The sequence below is a fragment of the Candidatus Vallotiella hemipterorum genome (assembly GCF_910593725.1).
Taxonomy (GTDB): domain Bacteria; phylum Pseudomonadota; class Gammaproteobacteria; order Burkholderiales; family Burkholderiaceae; genus Mycetohabitans; species Mycetohabitans hemipterorum.
This window is the reverse complement of sequence record NZ_OU343031.1, coordinates 600,445-625,688: the sequence shown is the minus strand read 5'-3', so window position 1 is coordinate 625,688 and position 25,244 is coordinate 600,445. Positions and strand designations below refer to the sequence as shown.

The window sequence follows — 25,244 nt, the reverse complement described above, 5'->3', positions numbered from 1 at the left end:
GACTATACCTCAGAACGGAATTGTCAGCAGGGTAGCTAAACCCCTTACATACGCTGATGTGCTATCTCGTATTGGCCGGATTATACGTCCGTATTGGTGGGCTGTTATGCTTGCAATCGTATCAATGGGGCTAGTAGCGAGTGCTGAGACAGGCATACCAGCATTGCTTAAGCCATTGATAGATAATGGTCTCAGGCTGAAAGACTCAAGTGTAGCGGTTTGCTGGTATGTACCGGCGGCACTTGTTAGTCTCGCGCTGGGTCGAGGACTTGCCCAGTATGCGTCTAGCTATCTACTATCCTACGTATTGAACCGTATTCTGTTATATTTGCGGCTGCAGATGTTCCAAACAATGCTGCGCGCACCCGCTGATTTCTTTCAGCGTGAAACAGCTAGTACAATTATTAGTGCAATTGTATTTGAGGTAAATCAGGTTCTTAATGTGCTAATGACTGTACTTGTCACACTTGTGCGAGATTCATTGACAGCAGCATTCCTACTTAGCTATTTGTTCTACCTAAATTGGCAGTTAACGCTAATTGTTTCGGTAATCCTGCCGGCGCTTGGCTGGCTAGTCAGTAAGATTAATCGTCGCTTACGTTGGCTCAATCGTGAGCAGCAAATGCTGACCAATCAGCTCTCTTATATCGTTGAAGAGACAGTGGGTGGTTATAAGGTTGTGAAGGTGCATAATGGTGAGCCGTACGAAATGCGCCGCTTCACGCATATGATCCAGCTTCTCCGTAGCTATGCAATGCGGATGGCTATTTCTAGTGGGCTAGTACAGCCAATAACTCAGTTTTTTGCGTCGCTTGCTTTGGCAGTTGTAGTTTTAATTGCGGTAATCCAATCGGCAAACGATAAAACGACAGTAGGTGGATGTGTTGCGTTTATCATGTCTATGCTACTTATTATTTCTCCATTAAAGCATTTAATCGATATAAATCAACCGTTAACACGCGGTATGACTGCAGCTGAACTAATTTTTGGTCTAATTGATGAGCCGGTGGAGAACACCGGCGGTGAACGAAAAGTTATTCGCGCGCAGGGTGCTATCGAATTTGAGCATGTAAGCTTCCACTATAGGGAAGCACATCAGCCAACGCTTGACGATATCTCATTTAAAATTTCGCCTGGTGAGGTAGTTGCGCTAGCTGGACCATCTGGAGGCGGTAAAACCACGCTGGTAAACTTGTTACCCCGCTTCTTCGAACCCTCTACTGGACATATATTAGTCGATGGTGTTCCGTTACCAGAATATCGATTACCGGATTTACGAAAGCAGATTGCATTCGTTACCCAGGACATCTTACTATTTAATGATACGATCGCAGCTAATGTTGCTTATGGGGAGAGCATAGACTATAAACGGGCAGAAGCTGCCTTATGCTCAGCTAGTCTTATAGATACAATAGCATTAATGCCAGCGGGGCTTAATACACTGATTGGTGATAACGGCATGCGTTTATCTGGTGGTCAGCGGCAACGTCTTGCAATTGCCCGCGCGATCTATAAGGATGCGCCGATTCTGATCCTTGATGAAGCAACGGCCGCACTAGATTCAGAATCGGAACGTCATATTCAAGCGGCGCTCGCGGTATTAATGCGTGGACGGACTACACTACTTATCACGCATAGATTATCAACTATCGAATATGCTGATCGTATACTCGTTCTTGATACGGGTCGTATTATTGAACAGGGTACACACACACAACTACTAAGTCAGGATGGTTTATACGCGAATTTATATAGAATACAACACCAGCAAGGAAAGATGGTTGTATAACAAGTCGCGGCGTATAAAAGCCCTAATATCTTACTATAAAATTAATCGTAATTACCGACAAAATTTTGTGGTGTGAAATGCACTTATGCACTCGGAATTATAATATTCCGGATAATATTTTATGAATTGGTTGCGGGGGTAGGATTTGAACCTACGACCTTCGGGTTATGAGCCCGACGAGCTGCCAGACTGCTCCACCCCGCGTCTGCAAAAACGTATTTTAGCGGAAACTAATGGGCAGGTCAAATACTTTGTAGCCTAAATATATATGCTCGTAACAAGCATCAGAGCTGCTTTAGGATCCTGTTTATCTAGGAAACACTTGAACCATTTAATTTTTATTGACAGTAGATACAAGGGTGCTTGCTAGTGAGGACCTACCCAGCGTTGGTAATGCCGACTAGAATGTTTATCAGAATATAGTAACTATGTTTAGAATATAATGTACGTATAACTAACAGTAGAAAATGTATGTCTCACATAGATAGAGCTAGATTAGTAGCTATCCTCGATCGAACAGCATAACATGTATAGTTGTAATAATATTATTAACGCCTTATTTTCCTGTTCAGTTTATTAAAACTCGATTTTTATATATTAAATAAGCACACATAATAATTTGTATATTAACTACTATTAATTAATATAGATGGTTAATTTGTCTATAATTCCGGTGTAGCTAAAGATGCCTGTAAAAATCGATAAAGCGATAATTTATTAGTCCTCTGCTAGCTCGGTGTCTCGAAAATATATCTCTAACTGTGTTTTGAGAATCCTACTCTTACGTGATAGCGTATGGCGTAGTTTAATAAACTCATTCCGCAGGACTAATGTTAGGGCAGCTAGATGAATATATTTTGAATATAAGTTATCTTTTGTGTCAGCTCATATGTACGCAAAACTGCTGTATGACACTATTGCTATTTTTTGCCGAAAACCTCTCAGGTTATATCTCCATGATCTAGTGATCATGGAGATACTGTGCTTTACTAGTACTAAAATTAGAATAGTAAACTACAACATAGCTGCATATAACTTACATTCTTAGTTTCTTTAGGCAATGTAATTGAAGATTACCCGTTGGTTCTGATTCAGAAACCTACTGTTAGGTGTTGTCTTTTGTTGTAGATAGCAAAAATATAGAAAGACAGTCCATGTGCGCGAAGTAGCTACCAGTTAAAGCGTAGTAATATCTTAAACCTACTCAATGTGATCTGCATCCTGAAAAACATTAACGCTGTGCTTCTGATCTATAGGATCCACAGAGGATAATCGCAAATAAGCCTCCTGAGTTAATTAAGCTTAATATGCCGTCGATAAAATCGCTAAGCCGATAACCTAATCCTAGGTGGGGTATTGCTGATAAGTGGTAGTGTACTTCGTTGGTACTAGCCGGTATTTATCGCTTATAAAAGTTTGCAATGCTGCTGGTAATCTCCTTGTGCGCATCGGCGATACCTTTCCAGCCCTGAACTTTAACCCACTTGCCTTTTTCGACCGCTTTATATTGCTCAAAAAAATGCTTAATCTGGTCTTGTAGATAATCTGGTACATCATCAATAGATTTCAGGTTCGCAGTCATCTGGCATATCCTATCGGCCGGCACCGCGATTAATTTAGCATCTCGCCCAGATTCGTCTATCATGTTTAGTATACCTAACGCTCGACAACGCACAACTGAACCAGCCAGTAGCGGAAATGGTGTGATCACCAATACATCAACTGGATCACCATCGCCAGAAAGCGTTTTCGGGATAAATCCGTAGTTTGCTGGATAGCGCATTCCCGTACCAATAAAACGGTCTACGACGAGTAGACCAAGCTCCTTATCGACTTCATACTTAACCGGATCACTGTGCGCTGGAATTTCAATAATAACGTTAAAGTCGTGGGGTAATTCGTTGCCGGACGGAACATGATCGAAGCTCATATCGGATTATCCTGATAACGATAAAATAAATAGTGGGGAGAACGCGTTAATTTTATCAACTAACTGGCTGCGAGCGTGTGATTCGCGACAATCTGTATCATTTATTATCCGCTATGAGCTTGAGCGCCAGATTAAGAAATGCCTGTATCATATGCTATATGGCTGTGATTGCAAGTCAAAAACCCTAAAAGAAAGTCTAGCATCCTCCTGGTGCCTGTCGTACTATGCTTCTGTGCGCGCTGCTGACTCAACGAACGGAAAGGGGGGGGGATCTTATCGCTTGCACAGTCCGTGTATCGGTGTAGGATTTATCAGACCCTATGAATTCGAAAACGCTCCTTAAACGATCCTATAGGCATCGGTTGGACAACTGTAAAACGATAAGCAATTCCACCAGCTAAATTTGAGATGCAGAGCAACTGATGCGCGATAGAGATGGGTGATTACTAGCGCCTAAAGACGTCTCAGCATTATGCCGCTAATTAAGTAATTCTATACTTTACTATGAGTTATATCAGGCATATCGCCATTGTGGGCTAGGTTGTCTAGCGATTTCTAGCATCTTTAATAATTTGGGTACTGAAACTCAGTTACTTTACTCTGTTATATAGCTACTGCAGTACACGCTATGAGATTTCAAAGCATTAATACGTTGTGCAACCCGAGTATACATCTCGTTATACTTCTAATACAGTCCGCAAGCAGGCGTTTATACACACACATACAGGCCCTGCTATGCTTCCGGGCTAGATATAGATAGCATCCTGGTAGTGCGTATTGATCCTTCTAAATAATCGTGCTATGCATACGTATAAAGTATTGAAGAGTAACTCGAGTCTGCCATCGGCTGCGCTAATAATATCTTCAACTTCCTCAGGGTAGTTAATCTCTGCGGCAAAAGCAATAATAATAAGTGCACCAATCAACGCCTAGGAATGATAGTGCTGTTCGTCTATTAATAGACAAATCCGTATTAGATTAGATCTACACCACAAAGGTGTATTATATGGCTTGCCGTCGCGTCGGCTAGGGTTAGGATACATATCTCTCTCACCTCTTTTTTCATAGAAACCGGCAAGGAAGGCGATATATACAGTATCTACTAGACATAATTTTAGTGTGTTTAGAAGCATGTTATAGAGCTCCATCAACCGGACCGTTTTAGCGCCTACTTCACTTCTTGATAGCCAGTTAGATGAGTGTGTATTGATATGAAACTCGTAATGCCCACCTTGGTATGTTAGCACTATTACATCACGATGCTATAATAATGGCTTTGTCGCATAGTAGCGCGGCAAGCGGCACATCTTCTCACTATTGCGTCAATCTGTCATGACATCTCAATTGTATAAAAAGGGCGAAATCTGGTCTGCGCGTTTTTCTGAGCCAATATCTAGTCTGGTTAAGCGCTACACTTCGTCCGTGTTATTCGATACGCGACTTGCACTTATTGACATTGAAGGTTCGCTTGCTCACGCGGCCATGCTCAGTACTCAAGGAATTATTAGCAAAGATGATGGGGTAGCAATCCTAAAAGGTATGGAGCAAATTCGAGGCGAGATCACGCGGGGAGAATTCGAATGGCAGCTCGATCTCGAGGATGTCCACCTAAATATTGAGGCTAGACTAACCGCATTGATCGGCGATGCGGGAAAAAAATTACATACTGGACGATCGCGTAACGACCAAGTTGCTACTGATATTCGGCTCTGGCTCCGCGGGGAAATTGATAAGATTATTAACCTCATTAAAAGTTTTCGAGGCGCGCTTCTTGACCTTGCGGAACGGCATGCCGATACAATTCTGCCTGGTTTCACGCACTTGCAAGTCGCTCAACCCGTGACATTTGGCCATCATCTTTTAGCATATGTAGAGATGTTTACGCGCGACACTGAGCGGATGCTAGATTGTCGTAAGCGGGTTAATCAGTTACCACTTGGCGCTGCGGCACTCGCCGGTACTAGCTACCCAATTGACCGCTGGCAAGTCGCTAAGACGCTGGGTTTCGATAGCATCTGTACAAATTCACTTGATGCGGTGTCAGATCGAGACTTTGCAATCGAATTCACAGCAGCCGCCGCCCTAATTATGAGTCACTTCTCTAGGCTGTCTGAGGAGCTTGTATTGTGGATGAGCCCGATGGTTAGCTTTATCGACTTAGCCGACCGTTTTTGCACAGGCTCATCTATTATGCCACAGAAAAAAAATCCTGATGTGCCCGAGCTTGCGCGCGGCAAGGCCGGCCGAGTAAATGGGCATCTGGTCGCGCTGCTTACGCTTATGAAAGGACAGCCTCTTGCGTATAATAAAGATAATCAAGAAGATAAAGAGCCGCTGATCGATACCGTGGATACGGTGATTAATACACTGCGCATCTTTACTGAAATGATCGCTGGCATTATAGTTAATCCGAGTATGATGCGCTCGGCAGCATTGAGGGGATTTTCAACTGCGACTGACCTAGCCGATTATCTTGTCAAAAAAGGCTTACCGTTTCGCGACGCGCATGAAGCCGTTTCACATGCAGTACGAATATGCATAGATGAGGATCGTGACCTACTAGATCTAAATCTTGAGAAGCTACGAACAGAATTACCAAATATCGCACATCTGTTAAGTGACGACGTATTTGATTACCTGACTCTAGAAGGATCGGTCGCTAGCCGAAACCACATCGGTGGCACCGCACCCGAACAGGTTCGAGCTGCCATAATAGTGGCCCGAACTATGTTATCCACGTAGTAAGAAATCTATAATGTTATATTAATTAGCTATAGCACTGTATATATTAAATCAGATTAAATTACTTAGCCATTATTAATCGTATACCTTTCGTGCTATAGGTAATCTCTAGATAGAATTTGTTAATCAATAATCCAAGAGCTGCAGTATTGCTAGTGCCTTTAGTTAGAGTTGTACGCAATCTACGAAATATTCAACCTTGCTATCAATAACTTTGGTGACTAACCCATGAATATCAGTATAGAAGCCTGGAAATAGTGCATTAAATTCACGAGCAAAGCTCAAGTAGCGCACGATGGTCTTATTAAATCGTTCTCCCGGAATAAGCAATGGAATTCCGGGAGGATAAGGCGTTAGCAAAATACTTGTGATACGGCCCTCTAAATCGTTAATTGGAACGCGATCAATTTTTCGGTGCGCAATTTTTGCGAATGCGTCAGTTGGGCGCATCGCTGGCTCCATATTAGACAGGTACATCTCGGTAGTCAGTCGCGCAATATCATTTTCACGGTATACGCTGTGAATCTGCTGACACAGATCACGTAGTCCTACGCGCTCGTATATTGGATACTGTACAATAAATTCTGGTAGTACGCGCCATAGCGGTTGGTTTCTATCATAGTCGTCTTTAAACTGCTGGCACTCAGTAACCATTGAGTTCCATCGGCCCTTTGTAATACCAATTGTAAACATAATAAAGAATGAGTACAATCCTGTCTTTTCTACAATAATGCCATGTTCCGCAAGATAGCGGGTAACAATTGCAGCTGGAATGCCCGCCTCGCCAAACTCGCCCTCTACGTCTAACCCGGGGGTAATAATTGTAGCTTTTATTGGGTCTAGCATATTAAAACCCTTAGCTAGATTACCAAAACCATGCCAGCGATCGTTCGGTGGCAATATCCAGTCTTCGCGCGAACCAATACCTTCGGTAACAAGACGATCTGGCCCCCATACCTTAAAAAACCAATCATCGCCATATTCGGCATCAACCTTACGCATCGCGCGACGGAAATCAAGCGCCTCGGCGATTGACTCCTCGACAAGAGCGGTACCACCTGGCGGCTCCATCATCGCCGCAGCTACATCGCATGATGCAATAATAGCGTACTGCGGGCTAGTTGACGTATGCATTAGGTATGCCTCATTAAAACGATGCCGATCAAAGCGTGGTAGTCGCGAATCTTGTACTAGGATTTGAGATGCCTGCGAGATGCCGGCTAAGAGCTTATGTGTCGAATGAGTAGCAAATACTAGGGCGTCAGTCTGGCGAGCGTGTTGCCCGATTGCATGCATATCTTGGTAAAACGGATGGAACTCAGCATGCGGAAGCCATGCCTCATCAAAATGCAGCGTATCGATCGTGTCGCTCAGCAGGCTTTTAATCATCTCTACGTTATAGACCACACCATCGTATGTACTTTGTGTAATCGTTAAAATCCGCGGTTTAAGTCCTGGATTATTCACGATTGCCTCACGCGCGAACGGATTGGCAGCGATCTTGCGACGAATATTCTCCGGTTGGAATTCATCTTGAGGAATTGGCCCGATAATGCCATAATGGTTACGAGTAGGCATCAGAAAAACTGGAATCGCACCAGTCATCGTAATCGCGTGCAGAATTGACTTATGGCAATTTCGATCTACTACTACGATGTCTCCGGGCGCGACAGTAGCGTGCCACACGATCTTGTTTGATGTAGACGTTCCATTGGTCACGAAGAATAAATGATCCGCGCTAAAGATTCTCGCCGCATTACGCTCGGAAGCAGCTACCGGCCCAGTATGATCTAATAGTTGTCCAAGCTCATCTACGGCATTACATACATCTGCACGCAGCATATTTTCTCCGAAAAACTGATGAAACATCTGACCGAGCGGACTCTTTAAAAACGCGACACCCCCAGAGTGGCCTGGGCAATGCCACGAATAAGAGCCTTCGTCCGCATACTTCACCAGCTCCTTGAAGAATGGAGGTGGCAATGAATCTAGATATACTTTCGCCTCGCGGATAATATGCCGAGCAACGAACTCAGGCGTATCCTCAAACATATGAATAAAGCCATGCAATTCTCGAAGAATATCATTCGGGATGTGACGTGATGTGCGCGTCTCACCATATAGAAAAACTGGGATATCGGCATTGCGACGTCTGACTTCGGCAACGAACGATCGCAATGCTAATATTGCATGAGCGAGATCATGCACTTGGTCGTGTGTCACAGAGACTTCATCAACTAGTGCTATCTCATCGTCGTCGATCGAGAGTATAAAGCAGGACGCGCGGCTAGATTGTTGCGCAAACGAGGTTAAATCACCGTAGCTCGTTAAGCCAAGCACCTCAACTCCTTCGCGTTCAATCGCTTCGGCAAGCGCTCGAATACCTGAACCGGAGATATTCTCTGAGCGAAAATCTTCATCGATGATAACGACAGGATAGCGGAACTTCATTGGCGTAATTTTCCGAAAATAAGGCAGCGCGCTCTATTTTTAAGCATGCAGCGGTAGTAGGTGATGTATCAGTGTAATACACTCCGCTGATAGCGCAATAATGACGTGAGAAAACTCAAATTTTAGGCGGCGTAACGCTATATTGGCCCTGGTATTTTCCACCGCGGTCCGCATAGGAGATTTCACAAACTTCATCACTCTCAAAGAATAGAACTTGCGCTACGCCTTCGTTCGCGTAGATCTTCGCCGGAAGTGGCGTCGTATTTGAGAACTCCAGTGTCACATGCCCCTCCCATTCTGGCTCGAAAGGCGTAACGTTGACAATAATCCCGCAGCGTGCGTACGTAGATTTACCAAGGCATATAGTTAGCACATTTCGTGGGATTCGGAAGTATTCGACGGTGCGCGCCAGAGCAAACGAGTTCGGTGGGATGATGCATACATCACCATTAAAATCAACAAAAGATTTCTCATCGAAATTCTTTGGATCGACGATAGTCGAGTTAATATTAGTGAAGATCTTGAATTCATTTGCACATCGGATGTCGTAGCCATAGCTTGAGGTACCGTAGCTGACAATTTTTTGACCATCTAAGGCGATGCGCACCTGATCCGGTGCGAATGGCTCGATCATATCGTACTGTCCAACCATGCGCCGGATCCATTTGTCCGATTTAATCGTCATATATGCAATCGAAAGGCGGCTAGGCCGCGGGTTAAAAATGATCGGACGGAGTTTAGTGCTTTGTCGCCTTATCTCACTTCGACTATGATTATGCATGATGCCTCTAAGACTAGAACGGGATCCAAGTCATTCAGTCAACAGAAATATACCAGTGAGCCCGACTGTCGTGTTCTTTGCTTCTGCGTTCGGGTTTACCAGGTCACTTTATAGAATTTAACCCACTGATATATTATGTGTTACGCCTCGCGGCGAAACTCCTACTTACGTCGACGGAAAACTTACAGTTTTCGCTTATAGCTCTTAAGAATATAGTCACCGTCTAGTGGGTAACCCTACTTAAGTTGTGGATGCCTAGCACTACGTCAATATGTGCGATCAGTGTAATCATGCTTCATAAAAAGCGACAGACGAGATCTAGACAGTCGCATGCTATTCGTAATTGCCGACGATACATGCTAGCTATACATAGCACTAATTATGAGAATCGAAATTAGTGTTTTAAAAGGATCCCATCCTAATCGTAGCCCCATTAAAGTCCAAGATACTGAATGATTAGAATCATGCTGTGCTAGACGCATCTGATGGGACATCGTATGGAGTATTCTAATAGAGGAATGTTAGGTATTCTGAACAACTATGGTTGAAAATTTCGCACTCATATCGCGCGGCAGGGCTGCAATCCGTATTGCAACTTGTTGAGAAATATCACGATATAGGTTCGAAATACGCCCATGAGGATTAGCGACCATAATTGGGTACCCCGTGTCGGTATACTCCCGTATTTCAAGATCTAGCGGCAGGCTACCTAAAAACGGAATACTATACTGTTTACAAAGATGCTTTCCACCGCTGTCACCAAAAATCGATGCGGCATGGCCGCACTGCGAGCAAATATAAGCACTCATATTCTCAATAACGCCTAAGATAGGTACACCAACCTTCTCAAACATTTTTAGGCTTTTTCGTACATCCATTAGCGCAATGTCCTGAGGGGTTGTAACAATCACCGCACCGGTTAGTGGAACCCGATTAGATAGCGTGAGCTGGATATCGCCGGTTCCGGGTGGCATATCGATGATTAAATAATCTAGGTTTCGCCAATTCGTTTGACGCAGCAACTGCTCGAGAGCAGACGTAGCCATAGGCCCGCGCCACATTATCGGGTCATCCCGTTCGACGAGGAATCCAATCGAGTTAACCTGTACACCATAGCCCTCGAGTGGAATCATTGTTTTGCCATCTCCGGATACTGGACGACCAACAATACCGAATATCGTTGGCTGAGACGGACCGTAGATGTCCGCGTCTAGCACGCCAACAGACGCGCCTTCGTTAGCTAGCGCAATCGCGAGGTTTGCGGCCGTTGTACTCTTGCCGACTCCGCCTTTGCCAGAAGCAACCGCGATAATATTACGCACGTTTGGTAGCAACTGTATGCCGCGTTGTACTACGTGCGCCCTAATTTGATGGGATACCCCTACACGTAAATGCACCAACCCCCGTATAGCGCATAGCGCCTGTTTAATATGCGTCTCAATCAGTAAATACTGACTTTTGGCTGGATAGCTCAGCACAACCTCGAGTGATAGAGTATCGCCGTTAATCTTAATATTGCGCACTCCTTTGCTCGCTGTTACCGGCTGTTCTGTATTCGGGTCGATGATGCCATGCAGAACAGCATCGATCTGATCCCTATCAATTGTCATTATTTCCCTGTTATCAAGTCTTTTATTCGAATACCGAATGCGAGCATTTAGCCTTCAGCATAGGGTTGCCTTTTTAGAAGAATCAAGTTAAGCATTGCGAAAATTATTTCGCAGCAGCTAAGCTAACCGTTATACACAACATAGTGTGCAGCTATTAGCTAGTTGCTGTATTGCTGGTGGAATTTTAGTGGCCCTAGATCTACTGATGTTTAAAATGCTTCGTCGTCTAGAAACTGTGTTCTGATTTAGCTTGTAAACGACGCCCTGGTTGGTAACTATGCGTACCATGCATTTACTCTCTTTTTCACTGCAATTATCCGTCTTTGTAGTAGTAGGAGCGATGCTATCTTGGTATGACCAGGTATAACTATCATGCGATAAAATAAGTCTTAGGTAGCTATCAATATTATATTAACTCTTTTATGTTAAAATAATAACTTAATCTTACTGTGACATCAATCGACGCCATATATAGCGATATAATAGCTATTATTAACTTAATTTTGTACCTTCTAAAGGTAGCTGGATAACCAGTGCTAAATTGTTGATCCTAAGGTTTATCCTGCATTTAATCCTTGCATAATGCGGTCCTACCCTTTCACATCCACTTTAGGTGTCTGTTATCACAGACACGCTTGCTAAAATCTGCATCCTTCCCGTTTTTGATGAATTATGTCATCTTCTGTCTTAGCTGGTGTACCTCGCCGCATGCTCGTCACATCCGCACTACCATACGCAAACGGCCCAATTCATATTGGCCATCTAATTGAATATGTCCAGACAGACATATGGGTGCGCGCAATGCGAATGCACGGTCATGAGGTGTACTACGTCTGTGCGGACGATACACATGGCACACCGGTCATGCTACGCGCTCAATTTGAGGAGATTAAACCATGTCAGCTGATCCAGCGTGTCTGGCATGAGCATAAGCGTGATTTTAACTATTTCGGCATCTCATTTGACAACTACTACTCAACAGACTCGGATGAAAATAGAGTGTTGTCTGAGACAATTTTTACTACACTTTATAATCGCGGATTAATCGCAGTACGCGATATCGAGCAGGCGTATGACCCAATAAAGAAGATGTTTCTCCCAGACCGCTTTATCAAAGGCAACTGTCCGAGATGCGGTGAGAAAGATCAGTATGGTGACAATTGCGAGGCGTGTGGATCAATATACCAAACAACCGAACTAGTTAAACCATATTCAGTATTATCCGGTGTTACACCGGTAAATAAAACATCAACACACTATTTCTTTAAGCTATCTGACCCACTCTGTGAAACTTTCTTACGCGGCTGGGTTGGGCAGCTTGCACAGAAGGAAGCTACTAATAAGATGCTAGAGTGGCTTAGCGAGGGCGGAGACGCGAAGCTTGCTGACTGGGATATTACACGAGATGCACCATATTTTGGCTTCGAAATACCAGGCTCGCCTGGAAAGTACTTCTATGTCTGGCTTGATGCACCAGTTGGTTACTATGCAAGTTTTAAAAACCTATGTGATCGACACGGCCTAAATTTCGATGAATGGGTTCGTCCGGAGTCTACTACTGAGCAATATCATTTTATTGGCAAAGACATTCTGTATTTCCATACACTATTCTGGCCTGCCATGCTGAAATTCTCAGGCTACCGCACGCCGACAAACGTCTTCGCACATGGTTTCTTGACTGTAGAAGGTAAAAAAATGTCGAAGTCGCGTGGTACCTTTATCAGCGCGAATAGCTACATTACAACTGGTTTAGATCCGCAGTGGCTGCGGTACTACTTCGCCACGAAGCTCAACAGCACAATGGGGGATATCGATTTAAACTTTGATGACTTCCGGGCACGCGTCAATAGTGACCTACTGGGAAAATATGTAAATATTGCAAGCCGCACTGCTACTTTTTTAGTTAAGGGGTTTAATGCGTGCGTGTTAGATAGCGCGATGAATCATCAACTTTTAATTCAGTTGCGCACCGCAATCCCGGCAATTGCGACATACTACGAAAGTCGAGAATACGGCCGAGCAGTTCGCCAGGTCATGGTATTGGCGAACGCTGTTAACGCGTATATAGATGAGGCTAAGCCTTGGAGACAAGCAAAAGATTTAAATCATTCGATAGCATTACATGAGACATGTAGCATTAGCCTTGAAGGATTCCGATTGCTTACGCTAGCTCTTAAGCCTGTGTTGCCAAAACTTGCTGAATCGGTTGAGAGATTTCTCTCGATTGAACCTCTTACATGGGCCGACGTCACGGTGCCCCTATCCTCAATGCGACCGATTCGGCCGTACCAGGATTTGATGCGCCGAATAGAGCCACAACAAATCAATAAACTTCTTTTAGCCAACCAATAATTATTGCGGCCAAACGCTGCGATAGGCGCTACTACAAATAGCGCGGGCAAGTTTTTTTCTACCACGAACATAGGAGAGAAAATAGCAAGGCCCTTATCATAATTAATATTCTAATAAATAGACTTGTGCATCGCACGTATCGCTTATTATAAAATAAGGGGCTATAAAAAATCTAGAGAATTGCCGTAGCTCTAGCACTAGGCGTTAAATTATAATCTCTGGAATCAAGGCACTCTGCCACCAAGAGGAGCTACTTAGCAAGCTAAGGTTGTGAAGATTACGACGTGCAAGATAAAGTTCGGCGTGTATAAGCTACTATAGCTTTAAAGTAGAGAGTAAGTTCACCAGTATCTTGATATGCTTATTGTATCTAGTTCGAACCGCAGAGAAATCTATTTTCTAGGACAGTCACTGCTTATCAAAGTTGCTAAGGCTAAGCCTTCTACTTTTAACACAGGCTTTTGTCACCTGTAGGATATGCGGTTAAGAGGCGCAACAGCGTGATACGCAGCTATACTACCCCTGTTATTATTTACGTTTCTCTCCGATTTAATCGGGACTTTAAAACTGAACAGTGCCAGTATACTTGCATATAGATCTCAGCCTTTTAGTGGTACCAATCTAGATGTTAATACTCGATTTCTGAGCAACTTATTAAGGGTAGAATAGATGTTTTCGATATATAACTTGTGAGTAAAAAACTATTTTAGTGCTCTATGTAGAAAGAAAAATGCCATATATAGTAGAATAAGACACTGAGTTAACTAGTAGGGTCGTGACTTGCAGTATATGTCTATTTAATACCTAATTAAATTAGATAGAGCTGTTAAAAATAATAGAATTTCAATCATCTTGTTACCCAACGATAACATCTGGACATAGCTAATATAAACCGCCCCCCGCTAGATAAGTGAGGTAAAGGCGTGATAAGCATCTTTTAAAAGATATTAACGACTTCTAGTCTACACGCGGTACGCTAACGCGCTATGTAAGAAAATATGTTGAAATAATAGTTAGCAGCCTTGAAAATAGTGGTAATGCTGACATAAGCTAAAGTGTTATTTATAAGGTAAGATATTAGCACGTTCCGCGCGCTTAACGGTGGCGTCAGTTTTACTTAAGACTTAGGCCCAGACTTGTTTCCTAAAAATAATAAGACTAACTATCTAGACGAGCCTCAACTTATTAAAACAATATATTTAACTCACTGTTATTAACAAAAATTTGTCTCTGGCGGCGGCGTTAGATACCAGAATTAACTTAATAAGCATAACTAGCGCTCGACCGCATAATAGATTATTAGTGCATTACTCAAAACTAGACTCAATGAATTTTACTCTAGCATAGATAGTTATAACCTCGTCTAACTGCTCAATATCGAGCTCTTCTATAAACGAGCTGCCATGTAGCTCTTTGCATTGCGTTCTAGTCGTAGATAAGCGAGAACAACAAGAGGTCTACTATCTATATTAATGGATAGTTAGCATTAAGAACAAGGCGTGGTAATGTTGCACAAAACATTCCGCCTATTTTAGCTACCATCTCGCATTATTAAGACGATTAATTGTGCTATTGTAAAAGTACAATAGTGAATTATTGTGATGCTTTTCTGAAGCTCGTTAAGCTGCTGATAATAAGGATTAGAGCGATAGGCTGCCAGATTTCCTAGCTACTACAGACCGTAAAGGCGTGATATACGCTACCACTTTTTAGTGAAATTATTACTAATTATAGCTGCTAGCCCCCGAATTAGCTGACGCCACTTTTCGATACGTCCTGCGCTATCAATTTGTCTAGGAACCAATCAAGTTGATGTGTTAGTAATAATTAATTTCAGCCGGTATTACACCTTAGACATACTTAATCGGTCTGATAGTAAACCTTATTAAACTTTTATAAGCAATTCTTAAATATGTTATTCTTAATTTTATCTTCTAGATATATAGAAATCAATAAATAATAAAAGATATAAAATCTATACATCTAGGTAGCCAATACTATTCTTAAGTATTAAGTAGAATTGTCTTGTATTTTTATCGTACGCGATTGCAACTATTAAAGTATATTAAGAAACTCCGTTTCTCACGAATTGAAACGTAGAGTTAATAGTCTAAATTTCTAGACTTGTACCAGAACAATACATGCACGCACTAAAAAACTAGGTATAAATGAGGCAATAACGATTTATTTAATTAATCCGAGTTCAGCATTTTATGCTGCGATTACTTTTCGTAAAGTATGTTTATATATCAATTAAATCTAGCTTCAGGAGAGACATGTAGCACTTAAAAACGGCAGTGTTATAATATTTACTTTTGCTAAACAAAACATCAATTAGTCCAAAAAAGTATTTACTATAGCGGTAAGCATATATACTGTAAATATCTTACGTATTTTATCAAAACTTACTAAATTGAACGTTGTTTCGAGTGAGCAATCAGCATAATAGCGTATGTGCCATAGATTACCTATCTAGGCCTATGCGCCCCATTAGGAAATTCTATGACCGTTCAAGTAAGTTGACATAAATACAAATATATAGGCTGCGATCAGAAGGTTGATTCACTAAAAGTGACAATAAATAATCCCTTAAAGCGGGTATAAATCTAGAAAAATTCAAAACTGGGCTAGATAAATATAAGTGTAGGTATATCTACATGAAAGTGTGTATTAAAGTGCTTAAGTAATGCGGGTACTCGTGAACCCATAGGATCACCTACAAAAAACTTGTTAGCACGAAAAGTGCGTAAGCTAGAATTGCACAAACTGCATCGCGTATGCTCCGTAAAATTTACAGAACTGCTCAATGTTTAGAGTGGTTTTCTAGTTTTATTGCGATTCTGTAAAATTTCCTCGAATCGTTCTCGGCATAATACAGGATAAAGAATTTTCGTAGATCTACGTCATCTGGCGTACTTACTCATTAAAAGATCTATTGACTTTTCCTTTCTGGCTTCACTACATGAAAATTATCAGCTCTATTAAAGAATTAAGGGACCAGCTGCGCGGGCAGAGGGGTATTGTATTCGTGCCAACAATGGGAAATATTCACGAAGGACACCTATCTCTAATTCGTCTAGCAGGCCAGCATGGCGAGCGAGTAGTTGTTAGTATTTTTGTGAATCAGCTACAGTTCGGACCGGGTGAAGATTTCGTTAAGTATCCACGTACCCTGGATAGGGATATCGAAAAGCTTCAGCAAGAAAACGTTTACATGCTATTTGCACCAACTGAGCAGGATATGTACCCGAGTCCTCAAGAGTATCAGATATATCCACCGCATGATCTCTGCTACACCCTAGAGGGAAAATTCCGGACAAGATTCTTCTGCGGTGTATCTACGGTTGTTATGAAGCTAATATCATGCGTACAGCCACGTATCATGGTGTTCGGTAAAAAAGACTATCAACAATTAATAATTGTACGTCAGATGTGTGAGCAATTCGCGTTGCCCGTTGAAGTATGCGCAGCCGAAACTATACGCGACGCAGATGGACTGGCCCTATCGTCACGTAATACGTATTTGACGCCATCAGAGCGTTCTGAAGCACCAACCTTGTTTCGTATACTGCAACATATACGCAGTACTGTGCTTACTACCGGTCATCGCGATTTTACTAAGATTGAACTATCGGCATTTCAGACTTTAATCGAGCGTGGTTGGCAGCCAGACTATATTGCGATTCGCAAGCGTGCTAATCTGCGCTTGCCTCAACTACACAAAGAGCATGAGCCTCTTATTGTGCTTATTGCAGCGCAGCTTGGAAAAACTCGTCTTATTGATAATCTAGAAATATAATCATTATCCGTAGCTATCTATTAGTCTCTCCGATTTTATGCCTTATGCTTTTCCCAATCTCTAATCTAGCGCATAGTAGTGCGGAGGGAATACATTACAGGATAGCGCAGCCCATGATATGGGGAGGTTAATATATATACTGATGCTTAATTTAATAGACTACGCACTATCATCCTATCAGATAGTACTTTTAAGTTCTCTATATAATCGGAGACAATTTCCTGGAAAGGAGCCTTTAACATCATTGGAGAATGAGAAGATTAAATTTAAAGTAGCAATAATTCTAAACATTAGACGTACCTTACGCTATCTATAATGATCGGGGTAGTATTATGCGTTCACTGAACAAGTTCGCCTATCCGGCACACGCAAGTCAGCGATCTAATTTTATTGCCATGTTTATCCTAATGAGTGCCACTGATATCAAATAACACGTTTAACCTAAATCAGGTGCTAATATAAAAAGAGGTATGCTCTGAGCGCTTTAATCAAGAATGCAAGAGCATGCTACTATTTCTGTAGTTTATAGTATATCCATGTAATAATCGAATGCTCTATTCTGAAGTTCAGTGGCAAAAGATCTACTCAAAGTGCATGTTTAACAACAATAAGTTATAAAAAATAGTTATATATAGCTTAATGTATTAGAAAGTAATAGAGTACTAGTAGGTAAAATTAACTACCGAATTAGTATACAAAATTTACATAGCTGGTATAAACGTTTACATAAAATTCCGGTTATATCACCATCTAGATTTAGATATATGTGATGTTTAACGGGCTAGTGTATTTTCGGCTTACTAGGATAGTTAACAACACTAACGACTACAAATTTAAGGGGGTTAGCTAGTAGTCTGAAATAGGCATTAAGATTATAAAAATTAGTATTTAAGAAGTTTACGGAATTTAAATATTAATTTAAAACAGCAGCCTGAATTTGTATGTATACATAGGTCTAAATTACTAATTTAGACTAGCGTGAGCTACGAGCACCGATAATAACAGGTCGATCTAGGTTCGGTAGAGTAGCGAACCTAGATCGTATAAATATTACAGAGGCAGATTATTTATTTATGATAAGCATATCTACTAATCATACTTAAAGTATAAAAGCTTATTACCCTCTGCTAAGTCCGCTAGGCTGTAGCGCATAGTTCTAAAATCTTTCGAAGCCTCAGTAATAAACAATTAGGGTACGTCGTGTACGTATCGCATTCAATTCGATTAAATATTATATCATCCAAACGATTAATGTTTCTCTAGATGTTGACCATTTAATAGTACATCGTACTAATTATTAATTTATATGGGTACACCGCTCAAAACCAGGTCTATAGATGCGCCCTTGTTCGAGCTTCATATTAATTAATAGATATGGTATTTACCCCCCCCTGAGAATCCTGAATCGCGAGAATATCATGTCATAATATAATCTCCGTGTTAGGTTAACCTTAACTATAAGGTCTGCGCTGGGCGCACTAACGCAGACAGAGCCGTATATAAAGTATCTCTGCTAATCTTAAGGCGACCCCCTGTCTATTAGACTATTTACCTAACATAGAGCGAATCGGGCCACTCTTAGCCTACAGGCTTTATAGAGTAACTGCATTATCTGATGTAGTATGGATTGCAGAACACTGGTGCAGCTGAGCGAGAACCCCCTATTATTACCCATCGTACAGATTACTGTCTCAGCCTGATTCTGAGCGGCTTTTAGCTGTATGACTATACTAGAGTAAGAGTATATTTCAGAATTTTCTCTCATGATGCTTAACTGCTTCGGCCCTAACCATAACAGTTCTAACTAGCTTATATCTAATCGAGATCGCATACGATATTGTCTACTATGATAGCCTTAAGGTAGGGTTTATGTGCACTATCAAAGATAGAATGGGCAATAACCTATGCGTCGCGAAGCTTTGTATTAAGTATTTTATGACGGTTAAGGACGTGTTGCGTAGGTCTCTTATATTTTGCCGATGAATCTGACACCTGCTCAACGTAATTTAATTTGTTGCTTACAGGTTTGTATATTTCACGATTATTGAAACAGATTCCGGAGAATTATTAAAATAGCGGATACTAGCGTTTTATCGCGTAATTAAGCTGTTTTTTAATAGGGCATTATTTGCTCTTTAGGCAAACGTAATCATTAACTACCGCGCTACCTATATATAAACACTCGCTGAGTATGAAAAGCTCGGCACTGAACCCTCGCTTCCATTATAGGACCTGTACAGGTTGGTCTGTTCGTGTGTAAACTGCGCTCCCAGTTGTGCGCGTTTAACCTATGCCCGCGCGTGCCTTTATAAGGGCACACTAACAGTGTGGGAAGTATAGATACCTATTACGTGGGCAACTAATAACTAGTACGCATCACTCACTGTTTTTCTAGACATGAGCTAGGGTATCGATTACCGCTAGAAGCGCGCTAGCATGCCTCTTCTAGAGAGAATGCAACAATGCTTACCGAACTTAAAAAGTTATCTCAAAATATTGATCTACTGATTGAGGTCAGCGATCAGAATCGTCAAGCGCATCTAGCCGCAGAAGAGCAGCTCGAAGATATACGCATACAACGCGACGCACTTCGCGTACATCTCGAACAGGTGCAACGTGAGCGTGATATTCTGTCTGAGAAGATTATTAATACACAAGTCCGCCTGAATGCAATCCTAGAAAAACTGTCGCACATACGACTCTCTGATTCTCCTCTCGACGTCAGGGACAGACACTCAGGAGAAAGCGCATGACGACGAAACAGATTGAAGTATCAATACTTGGCCAATCATACCGACTCTCTACTCTGCCTGAGAACGAGCCCGAGCTGCTCGAAGCTGCTAAGCGCGTGGATAGGGAGATGAATAAAGTCCGAGCAGCCAGCAACGTTCGGAGCTATGACCGAATAGCGGTAATGGCCGCGCTGTCTATTGCCTCTGAACTACTTCAATTGAACAAGCTTGTGCAGGACGGAGAAAGACACCCAGTGGTGGAAATTCAGCATACAATAGCTCAAATAAATAATAAACTCGCAGAGGCTCTGCGTCAGAATAACGCAGAGAAAGAATAGACTTGCATTACATTGATATTTTTGTGTGGTCTTCAGCTTAAAGGCTGCATAGCCTATATATTTTCCGTCTGCGTTACTAAGGGCAGAGCTGCTATAAATGCAATAGTAAGGAGTATTATACGGTCACATGAATTTTTAACGTAGGCGTGCATAATTCTGTAATTAGAGTACTATAAATAGTACTACAAATCCAGTTTCAGACTACTAGATGATGTAGAGAAAAATTATCGAAACAAGCACATACCCATACTGTATTCTAGCTTCTAGCTACACATTGCTATAAAACCCCCCCGCACAGCCACTACATTTATAGTATAATGAATAACGGAGTGCCGTTATAGAGTAGAATACTTATTTCAAAATTAAGCATCACAAGCTTAGGCAGAATCACTTCTATAGTATATCATATCCAACACAATTTTTTGCTAAGCTAGCTCTTGCCACTATCTTGACTTTTATCACTGTTGCTTAGTCAATATATGCGTGCACCAGACGTTATTCATTAAGTGAATCAAGAAAACTACAGGAATACTCTGCCTTAGATAGAGATGCAGATAAGTATCCGCATCAAGAATCCCTGACGATTACTCTAAATTAATAGGGGTCACCGAATAATTAAAAATACTAACTAAGACTAGCTGGAAACAAGCGCGAGTTTATTTTAAGAATATGCTCACAATAAGCATTACCTCGCATATTACTACACAATCGACAATTTTATTAAGAATCGCAGGCATATTAACATTTAAGATGCGTATAAATGAATACAGCCCTCTAGTCTTTTTTTCTAAACATACGTCGAAATATCCATTTTAAAAAAGAGATGGTTTGTATCACGCCGTTCTGTGAGACAAGCGACCTTACTAACGCTCTCTACTAAATGGATCAATAAGATTACCTATTAAGGTAACCGAATCTAGATATAAGGAGTGCCCGCCCGTTTCTTTAGTAAACATATACTGTAAGTGCTATCTTTACAGATAGCAGATGTAAAAGTAGTATACTTCAGCTACCTAAACGGGTACTAGGCAGACGCTTATTTTTTCGATTAGATAAGATGAGAATTAATAGGCCGACAAAGATCATCGGTACAGAAAGCCACTGTCCCATCGATAGATGGAAGGCAAGTAATCCAAGAAAATTATCTGGCTCGCGAGCAAACTCGACTATAAAGCGCACGATCCCATAGCCAATTAAAAAGACTGACGAGGTAGCTCCAACAGGACGCGACTTGCGCGCGAAACGCCACAGCAGGAGGAAGAGTATACCGCCCTCCAGAGCGACTTCGTAAAGCTGTGACGGGTGGCGAGGCAACATATAGTAATGCTGAAACCATTCTAGCAGGTGCCACTGCGAGGATTCCAGTGGATGCGATGCGATCCACTCCAGATCTTCATTAATTGCTCCCTGAAATCCCATGGCCCACGGAATATCTAGCATCGTGACACGCCCCCACAGTTCACCATTAATAAAATTTCCAAACCGACCGGCGGCTAACCCAGCTGGAACTATGGGCGCGATGAAATCAGTGACCTGAAGCCACATACGTTTTCTCCGGTACGCAAACACAATCATAGAAAACGTCACGCCGAGGAAACCTCCGTGGAATGACATGCCACCTTCCCAGATCTTTAAGATATCAACTGGATAGACAAAGTAAAAATCAGGTTTATAGAATAGCGCATAGCCAAATCGGCCACCAAGGATCGCGCCTAGTACACCATAAGACAGCATATCGTCAATGTCATGCGATCTCCATCCTTGCGCTGAAACATGTGACAAACGCAACCGCAGTCGACCAAGAATAAGGGCCATGATAAATGCGATTAGGTACATTAGTCCGTACCAGCGCACCGCGAGTTCGCCAAGGTGAAAAGCAATGGGGTCGAAATTTGGATGAATCAGCACCATTAGACCCCTAAGTCAGTTGATATCAGGAAAGCGCTAGATTGGCGCATAGTGCTGGGCAATTGATACTCACAAAATTGAGAAGCACAATTGTCACAATACTCCTCTTACTGGAGCCAATATAACTCTGAAGCTCGTCGGCATTTGGATGGCTTCCCGGCTAATCCGAGGCAAAAGCCTATATTCCTATAACAGCCTATAATAGTACTATGAAACTAATCATCGAATACTATGTGGAAGTTTACCAATAGAATATTAGTAAACTGTGCTCATCGATTTGCAACAGGTTGTACGTCGCATCTAGCAACTAAACTAGTTAAGCAAAATAGCAATAATGCGTCAGAACTTACGCGTGAGTAGCAGATTAACAGTGCGTCTACATATTGGCTGGATCGAGATGCCAGCATTTATCTATCCCGCTACCAGTTTATTAACCAGGCTATTACTAGTCATTTCCCGATACTACTGTAGACTAACGCCGAGGAAGAATTCTAAAAATTATAGAAATCTGTGGGTAGCTGAGAATGGTCAGCCCTGGATAAGACCCATTCCTGTTCATTGCGACATCAGTCTATTAGCTCTAGATACTTTTCCTTAGCTAACAGGGCTAAGGAAAAGAACTTCTGAAAATTACGAGACGCATAAACATCTAGAAACCGATAAAGTTTACAACTGTATTTTTCTAAAATACATTGGACATTTAATTAGCGCCGCCGCATTCTTTTATTCAAACTAATAGGAGCTTCCGCACTATGTCGCATAACCTTCGTTCGAAGAATATCACTCAAGGTGTCGCCCGCTCGCCAAACCGCTCGATGTATTACGCGCTCGGCTATAAAAAAGAGGACTTTGATAAGCCGATGATTGGCATTGCTAATGGTCACTCAACGATCACACCATGCAATGCGGGATTACAACGGCTTGCAGATGCAGCAGTCGTCGCCATTACAAATGCTGGCGCTAATGCACAGACATTTGGAACGCCAACTATATCGGACGGCATGTCGATGGGTACAGAAGGTATGAAATACTCGTTAGTATCGCGAGAATTAATCTCGGATTGTATTGAGACCTGTGTACAGGGTCAGTGGATGGATGGCGTAGTAGTAATCGGGGGCTGTGATAAGAATATGCCTGGAGGCATAATGGCATTGGCTCGGATGAACGTGCCAGGCATCTACGTCTATGGCGGAACGATTCGTCCCGGTACCTGGAAAGGTCAGGATTTAACAATCGTGTCATCGTTCGAGGCGGTTGGCGAATTTACGGCAGGGCGCATGACACAAGAAGACTTTGAGGGAGTGGAGCGCAATGCATGCCCGAGCACTGGTTCATGCGGCGGCATGTATACTGCGAACACAATGAGCTCATCGTTCGAGGCTCTGGGTATGTCGCTTCTATACTCGTCGACGATGGCTAACCCAGACGATGAGAAGATTGCATCCGCCACCGCTTCGGCAAGTGCTCTTGTTAAAGCAGTGCAAAATGACCTAAAGCCACGCGATATTATCACACGTGAATCGATTGAAAATGCGATATCTCTAATCATGGCAACTGGTGGATCGACAAACGCGGTTCTACACTATCTAGCTATCGCGCATGCCGCCGATGTTAAGTGGTCCATTAATGACTTCGAGCGCATCCGAAAACGCGTGCCAGTAATCTGCAATCTTAAGCCATCTGGCCAATACGTAGCTACTGATCTACATAAAGCCGGCGGTATTCCGCAAGTGCTGAAAATTCTACTAGAAGCTAATCTGCTACATGAAAGCTGCATAACAATTACAGGTAACACAATTGCAGAAGAACTAAAAAACGTACCAAGCCAGCCCCGTGCTGATCAGCAGGTAATCTTCCCGATTAATAAGGCGCTGTACAGCGATGGGCACCTAGCAATCCTCAAAGGTAATTTAGCCGAGTCCGGTGCAGTCGCGAAGATCACTGGCCTTAAAAATCCCATCATCACAGGGCCGGCCCATGTATTCGACGACGAGCAAAGTGCGCTCGAGGCAATTCTATCAGAACAGATAAAAGCTGGTGATATCATGGTTCTACGCTATTTAGGCCCTAAAGGCGGGCCTGGTATGCCAGAAATGCTTGCACCTACTTCTGCCCTCATCGGTAAAGGACTTGGCGAATCAGTAGGGCTCATCACCGACGGACGCTTCTCTGGCGGCACCTGGGGTATGGTAGTTGGCCATGTGTCGCCAGAAGCTTTTTCTGGCGGCACAATTGCACTAGTAAAAGCAGGTGATTCGATTACTATCGATTCGCATAAGCTTCTTCTTCAATTAAACGTTGATGAGGCAGAAATCGCGCGCCGCCGAACTGAATGGATTCAGCCTAAACCCCGATACACACGCGGTGTGCTTTCTAAGTATGCAAAGCTCGCAAGTCCAGCAGATAAAGGAGCAATGACCTACTAGATCGGTCAATAAAGTTTTTCAATAGCCTCATTCGGAACCCCTTCCATATAATCAATCTTATATACTAACTATAGATTTAATAAGGAACGGGTTAAGTGCTTATCGGTAGTGCATTTAGGCTGATTTTATATATTGCGTGGGCATATACAGAATATTAATAACGCATAAGATTCGGGTATAGTTATTTGTGGAGGTCCCTGTATATTGGATCATGAGTTAGCTACCTTAGCATAGACACAACATAGTATCGTTAATATTTAGCATAGGTATGCTAAGTAACGAGCTGATTATCATCTATACACGGATAACTATAGAAAAATAAGAGCCACACGTTCTATCTTAATCCTTGGACTGAGATAGCTTGAGATAGCCCGCTCTATATAAGT

11 protein-coding genes, 1 tRNA gene and 1 pseudogene are annotated in these 25,244 nt (G+C 42.3%); 7 read left to right on the top strand and 6 right to left on the bottom strand.

Going from position 1 to position 25,244, the window contains the following annotated elements:
• The first annotated feature begins 19 nt into the window (after window positions 1-19).
• Window positions 20-1,789, top strand: coding sequence for a lipid A export permease/ATP-binding protein MsbA (msbA, locus tag KW136_RS02080; RefSeq protein WP_420885632.1), 1,770 nt, complete (start codon window positions 20-22; stop codon window positions 1,787-1,789).
• A 127-nt stretch (window positions 1,790-1,916) separates the two neighbouring features.
• Here msbA and KW136_RS02075 read toward each other — a convergent pair.
• Both KW136_RS02075 and ppa read right to left on the bottom strand, forming a co-directional pair.
• Window positions 1,917-1,993, bottom strand: a tRNA-Met gene (locus KW136_RS02075).
• Window positions 1,994-3,188: 1,195 nt separating this feature from the next.
• The gene (gene ppa / locus KW136_RS02070; protein WP_216796809.1) at window positions 3,189-3,719 is read right to left on the bottom strand and encodes an inorganic diphosphatase; all 531 of its coding nucleotides are present in this window, start codon (window positions 3,717-3,719) and stop codon (window positions 3,189-3,191) included.
• A gap of 1,332 nt (window positions 3,720-5,051) precedes the next feature.
• On the opposite strand from ppa, the gene argH reads away from it, so the two are divergent.
• The gene (gene argH / locus KW136_RS02065; protein ID WP_216796807.1) at window positions 5,052-6,461 is read left to right on the top strand and encodes an argininosuccinate lyase; all 1,410 of its coding nucleotides are present in this window, start codon (window positions 5,052-5,054) and stop codon (window positions 6,459-6,461) included.
• A gap of 165 nt (window positions 6,462-6,626) precedes the next feature.
• Here argH and KW136_RS02060 read toward each other — a convergent pair whose 3' ends face one another.
• The 3 genes from KW136_RS02060 to apbC form a co-directional block, all read right to left on the bottom strand.
• Window positions 6,627-8,912, bottom strand: coding sequence for an arginine/lysine/ornithine decarboxylase (locus KW136_RS02060; RefSeq protein ID WP_216796805.1), 2,286 nt, complete (start codon window positions 8,910-8,912; stop codon window positions 6,627-6,629).
• Window positions 8,913-9,027: 115 nt separating this feature from the next.
• Window positions 9,028-9,597 (bottom strand): dCTP deaminase, encoded by a 570-nt coding sequence (dcd, locus tag KW136_RS02055; protein ID WP_216796804.1) that lies wholly within the window; start codon window positions 9,595-9,597, stop codon window positions 9,028-9,030.
• A gap of 617 nt (window positions 9,598-10,214) precedes the next feature.
• The gene (gene apbC / locus KW136_RS02050; protein ID WP_216796803.1) at window positions 10,215-11,303 is read right to left on the bottom strand and encodes an iron-sulfur cluster carrier protein ApbC; all 1,089 of its coding nucleotides are present in this window, start codon (window positions 11,301-11,303) and stop codon (window positions 10,215-10,217) included.
• Between the two features lie 672 nt (window positions 11,304-11,975).
• On the opposite strand from apbC, the pseudogene metG reads away from it, so the two are divergent.
• From metG to KW136_RS02030, 4 genes and pseudogenes are all read left to right on the top strand, one after another.
• Window positions 11,976-13,652 (top strand): annotated as a pseudogene (gene metG, locus KW136_RS02045) (methionine--tRNA ligase); the annotation flags it as partial.
• A gap of 2,965 nt (window positions 13,653-16,617) precedes the next feature.
• The gene (panC, locus tag KW136_RS02040) at window positions 16,618-17,454 is read left to right on the top strand and encodes a pantoate--beta-alanine ligase (RefSeq protein ID WP_216796801.1); all 837 of its coding nucleotides are present in this window, start codon (window positions 16,618-16,620) and stop codon (window positions 17,452-17,454) included.
• Window positions 17,455-19,916: 2,462 nt separating this feature from the next.
• Entirely contained in the window at window positions 19,917-20,207 is a 291-nt protein-coding gene (locus KW136_RS02035) for an ATPase (protein WP_216796800.1), read from the top strand.
• Entirely contained in the window at window positions 20,204-20,524 is a 321-nt protein-coding gene (locus KW136_RS02030) for a cell division protein ZapA (RefSeq protein WP_216796799.1), read from the top strand. The genes KW136_RS02035 and KW136_RS02030 overlap by 4 nt, the downstream gene beginning before the upstream one ends.
• Window positions 20,525-21,529: 1,005 nt before the next feature.
• Here KW136_RS02030 and lgt read toward each other — a convergent pair.
• Entirely contained in the window at window positions 21,530-22,432 is a 903-nt protein-coding gene (gene lgt, locus KW136_RS02025; RefSeq protein ID WP_216797428.1) for a prolipoprotein diacylglyceryl transferase, read from the bottom strand.
• 752 nt (window positions 22,433-23,184) lie between these two features.
• Here lgt and ilvD point away from each other — a divergent pair.
• A complete protein-coding gene (gene ilvD, locus KW136_RS02020) occupies window positions 23,185-24,858 on the top strand; it encodes a dihydroxy-acid dehydratase (RefSeq protein WP_216796797.1) in 1,674 nt (557 codons plus the stop codon).
• Window positions 24,859-25,244: the final 386 nt, after the last annotated feature.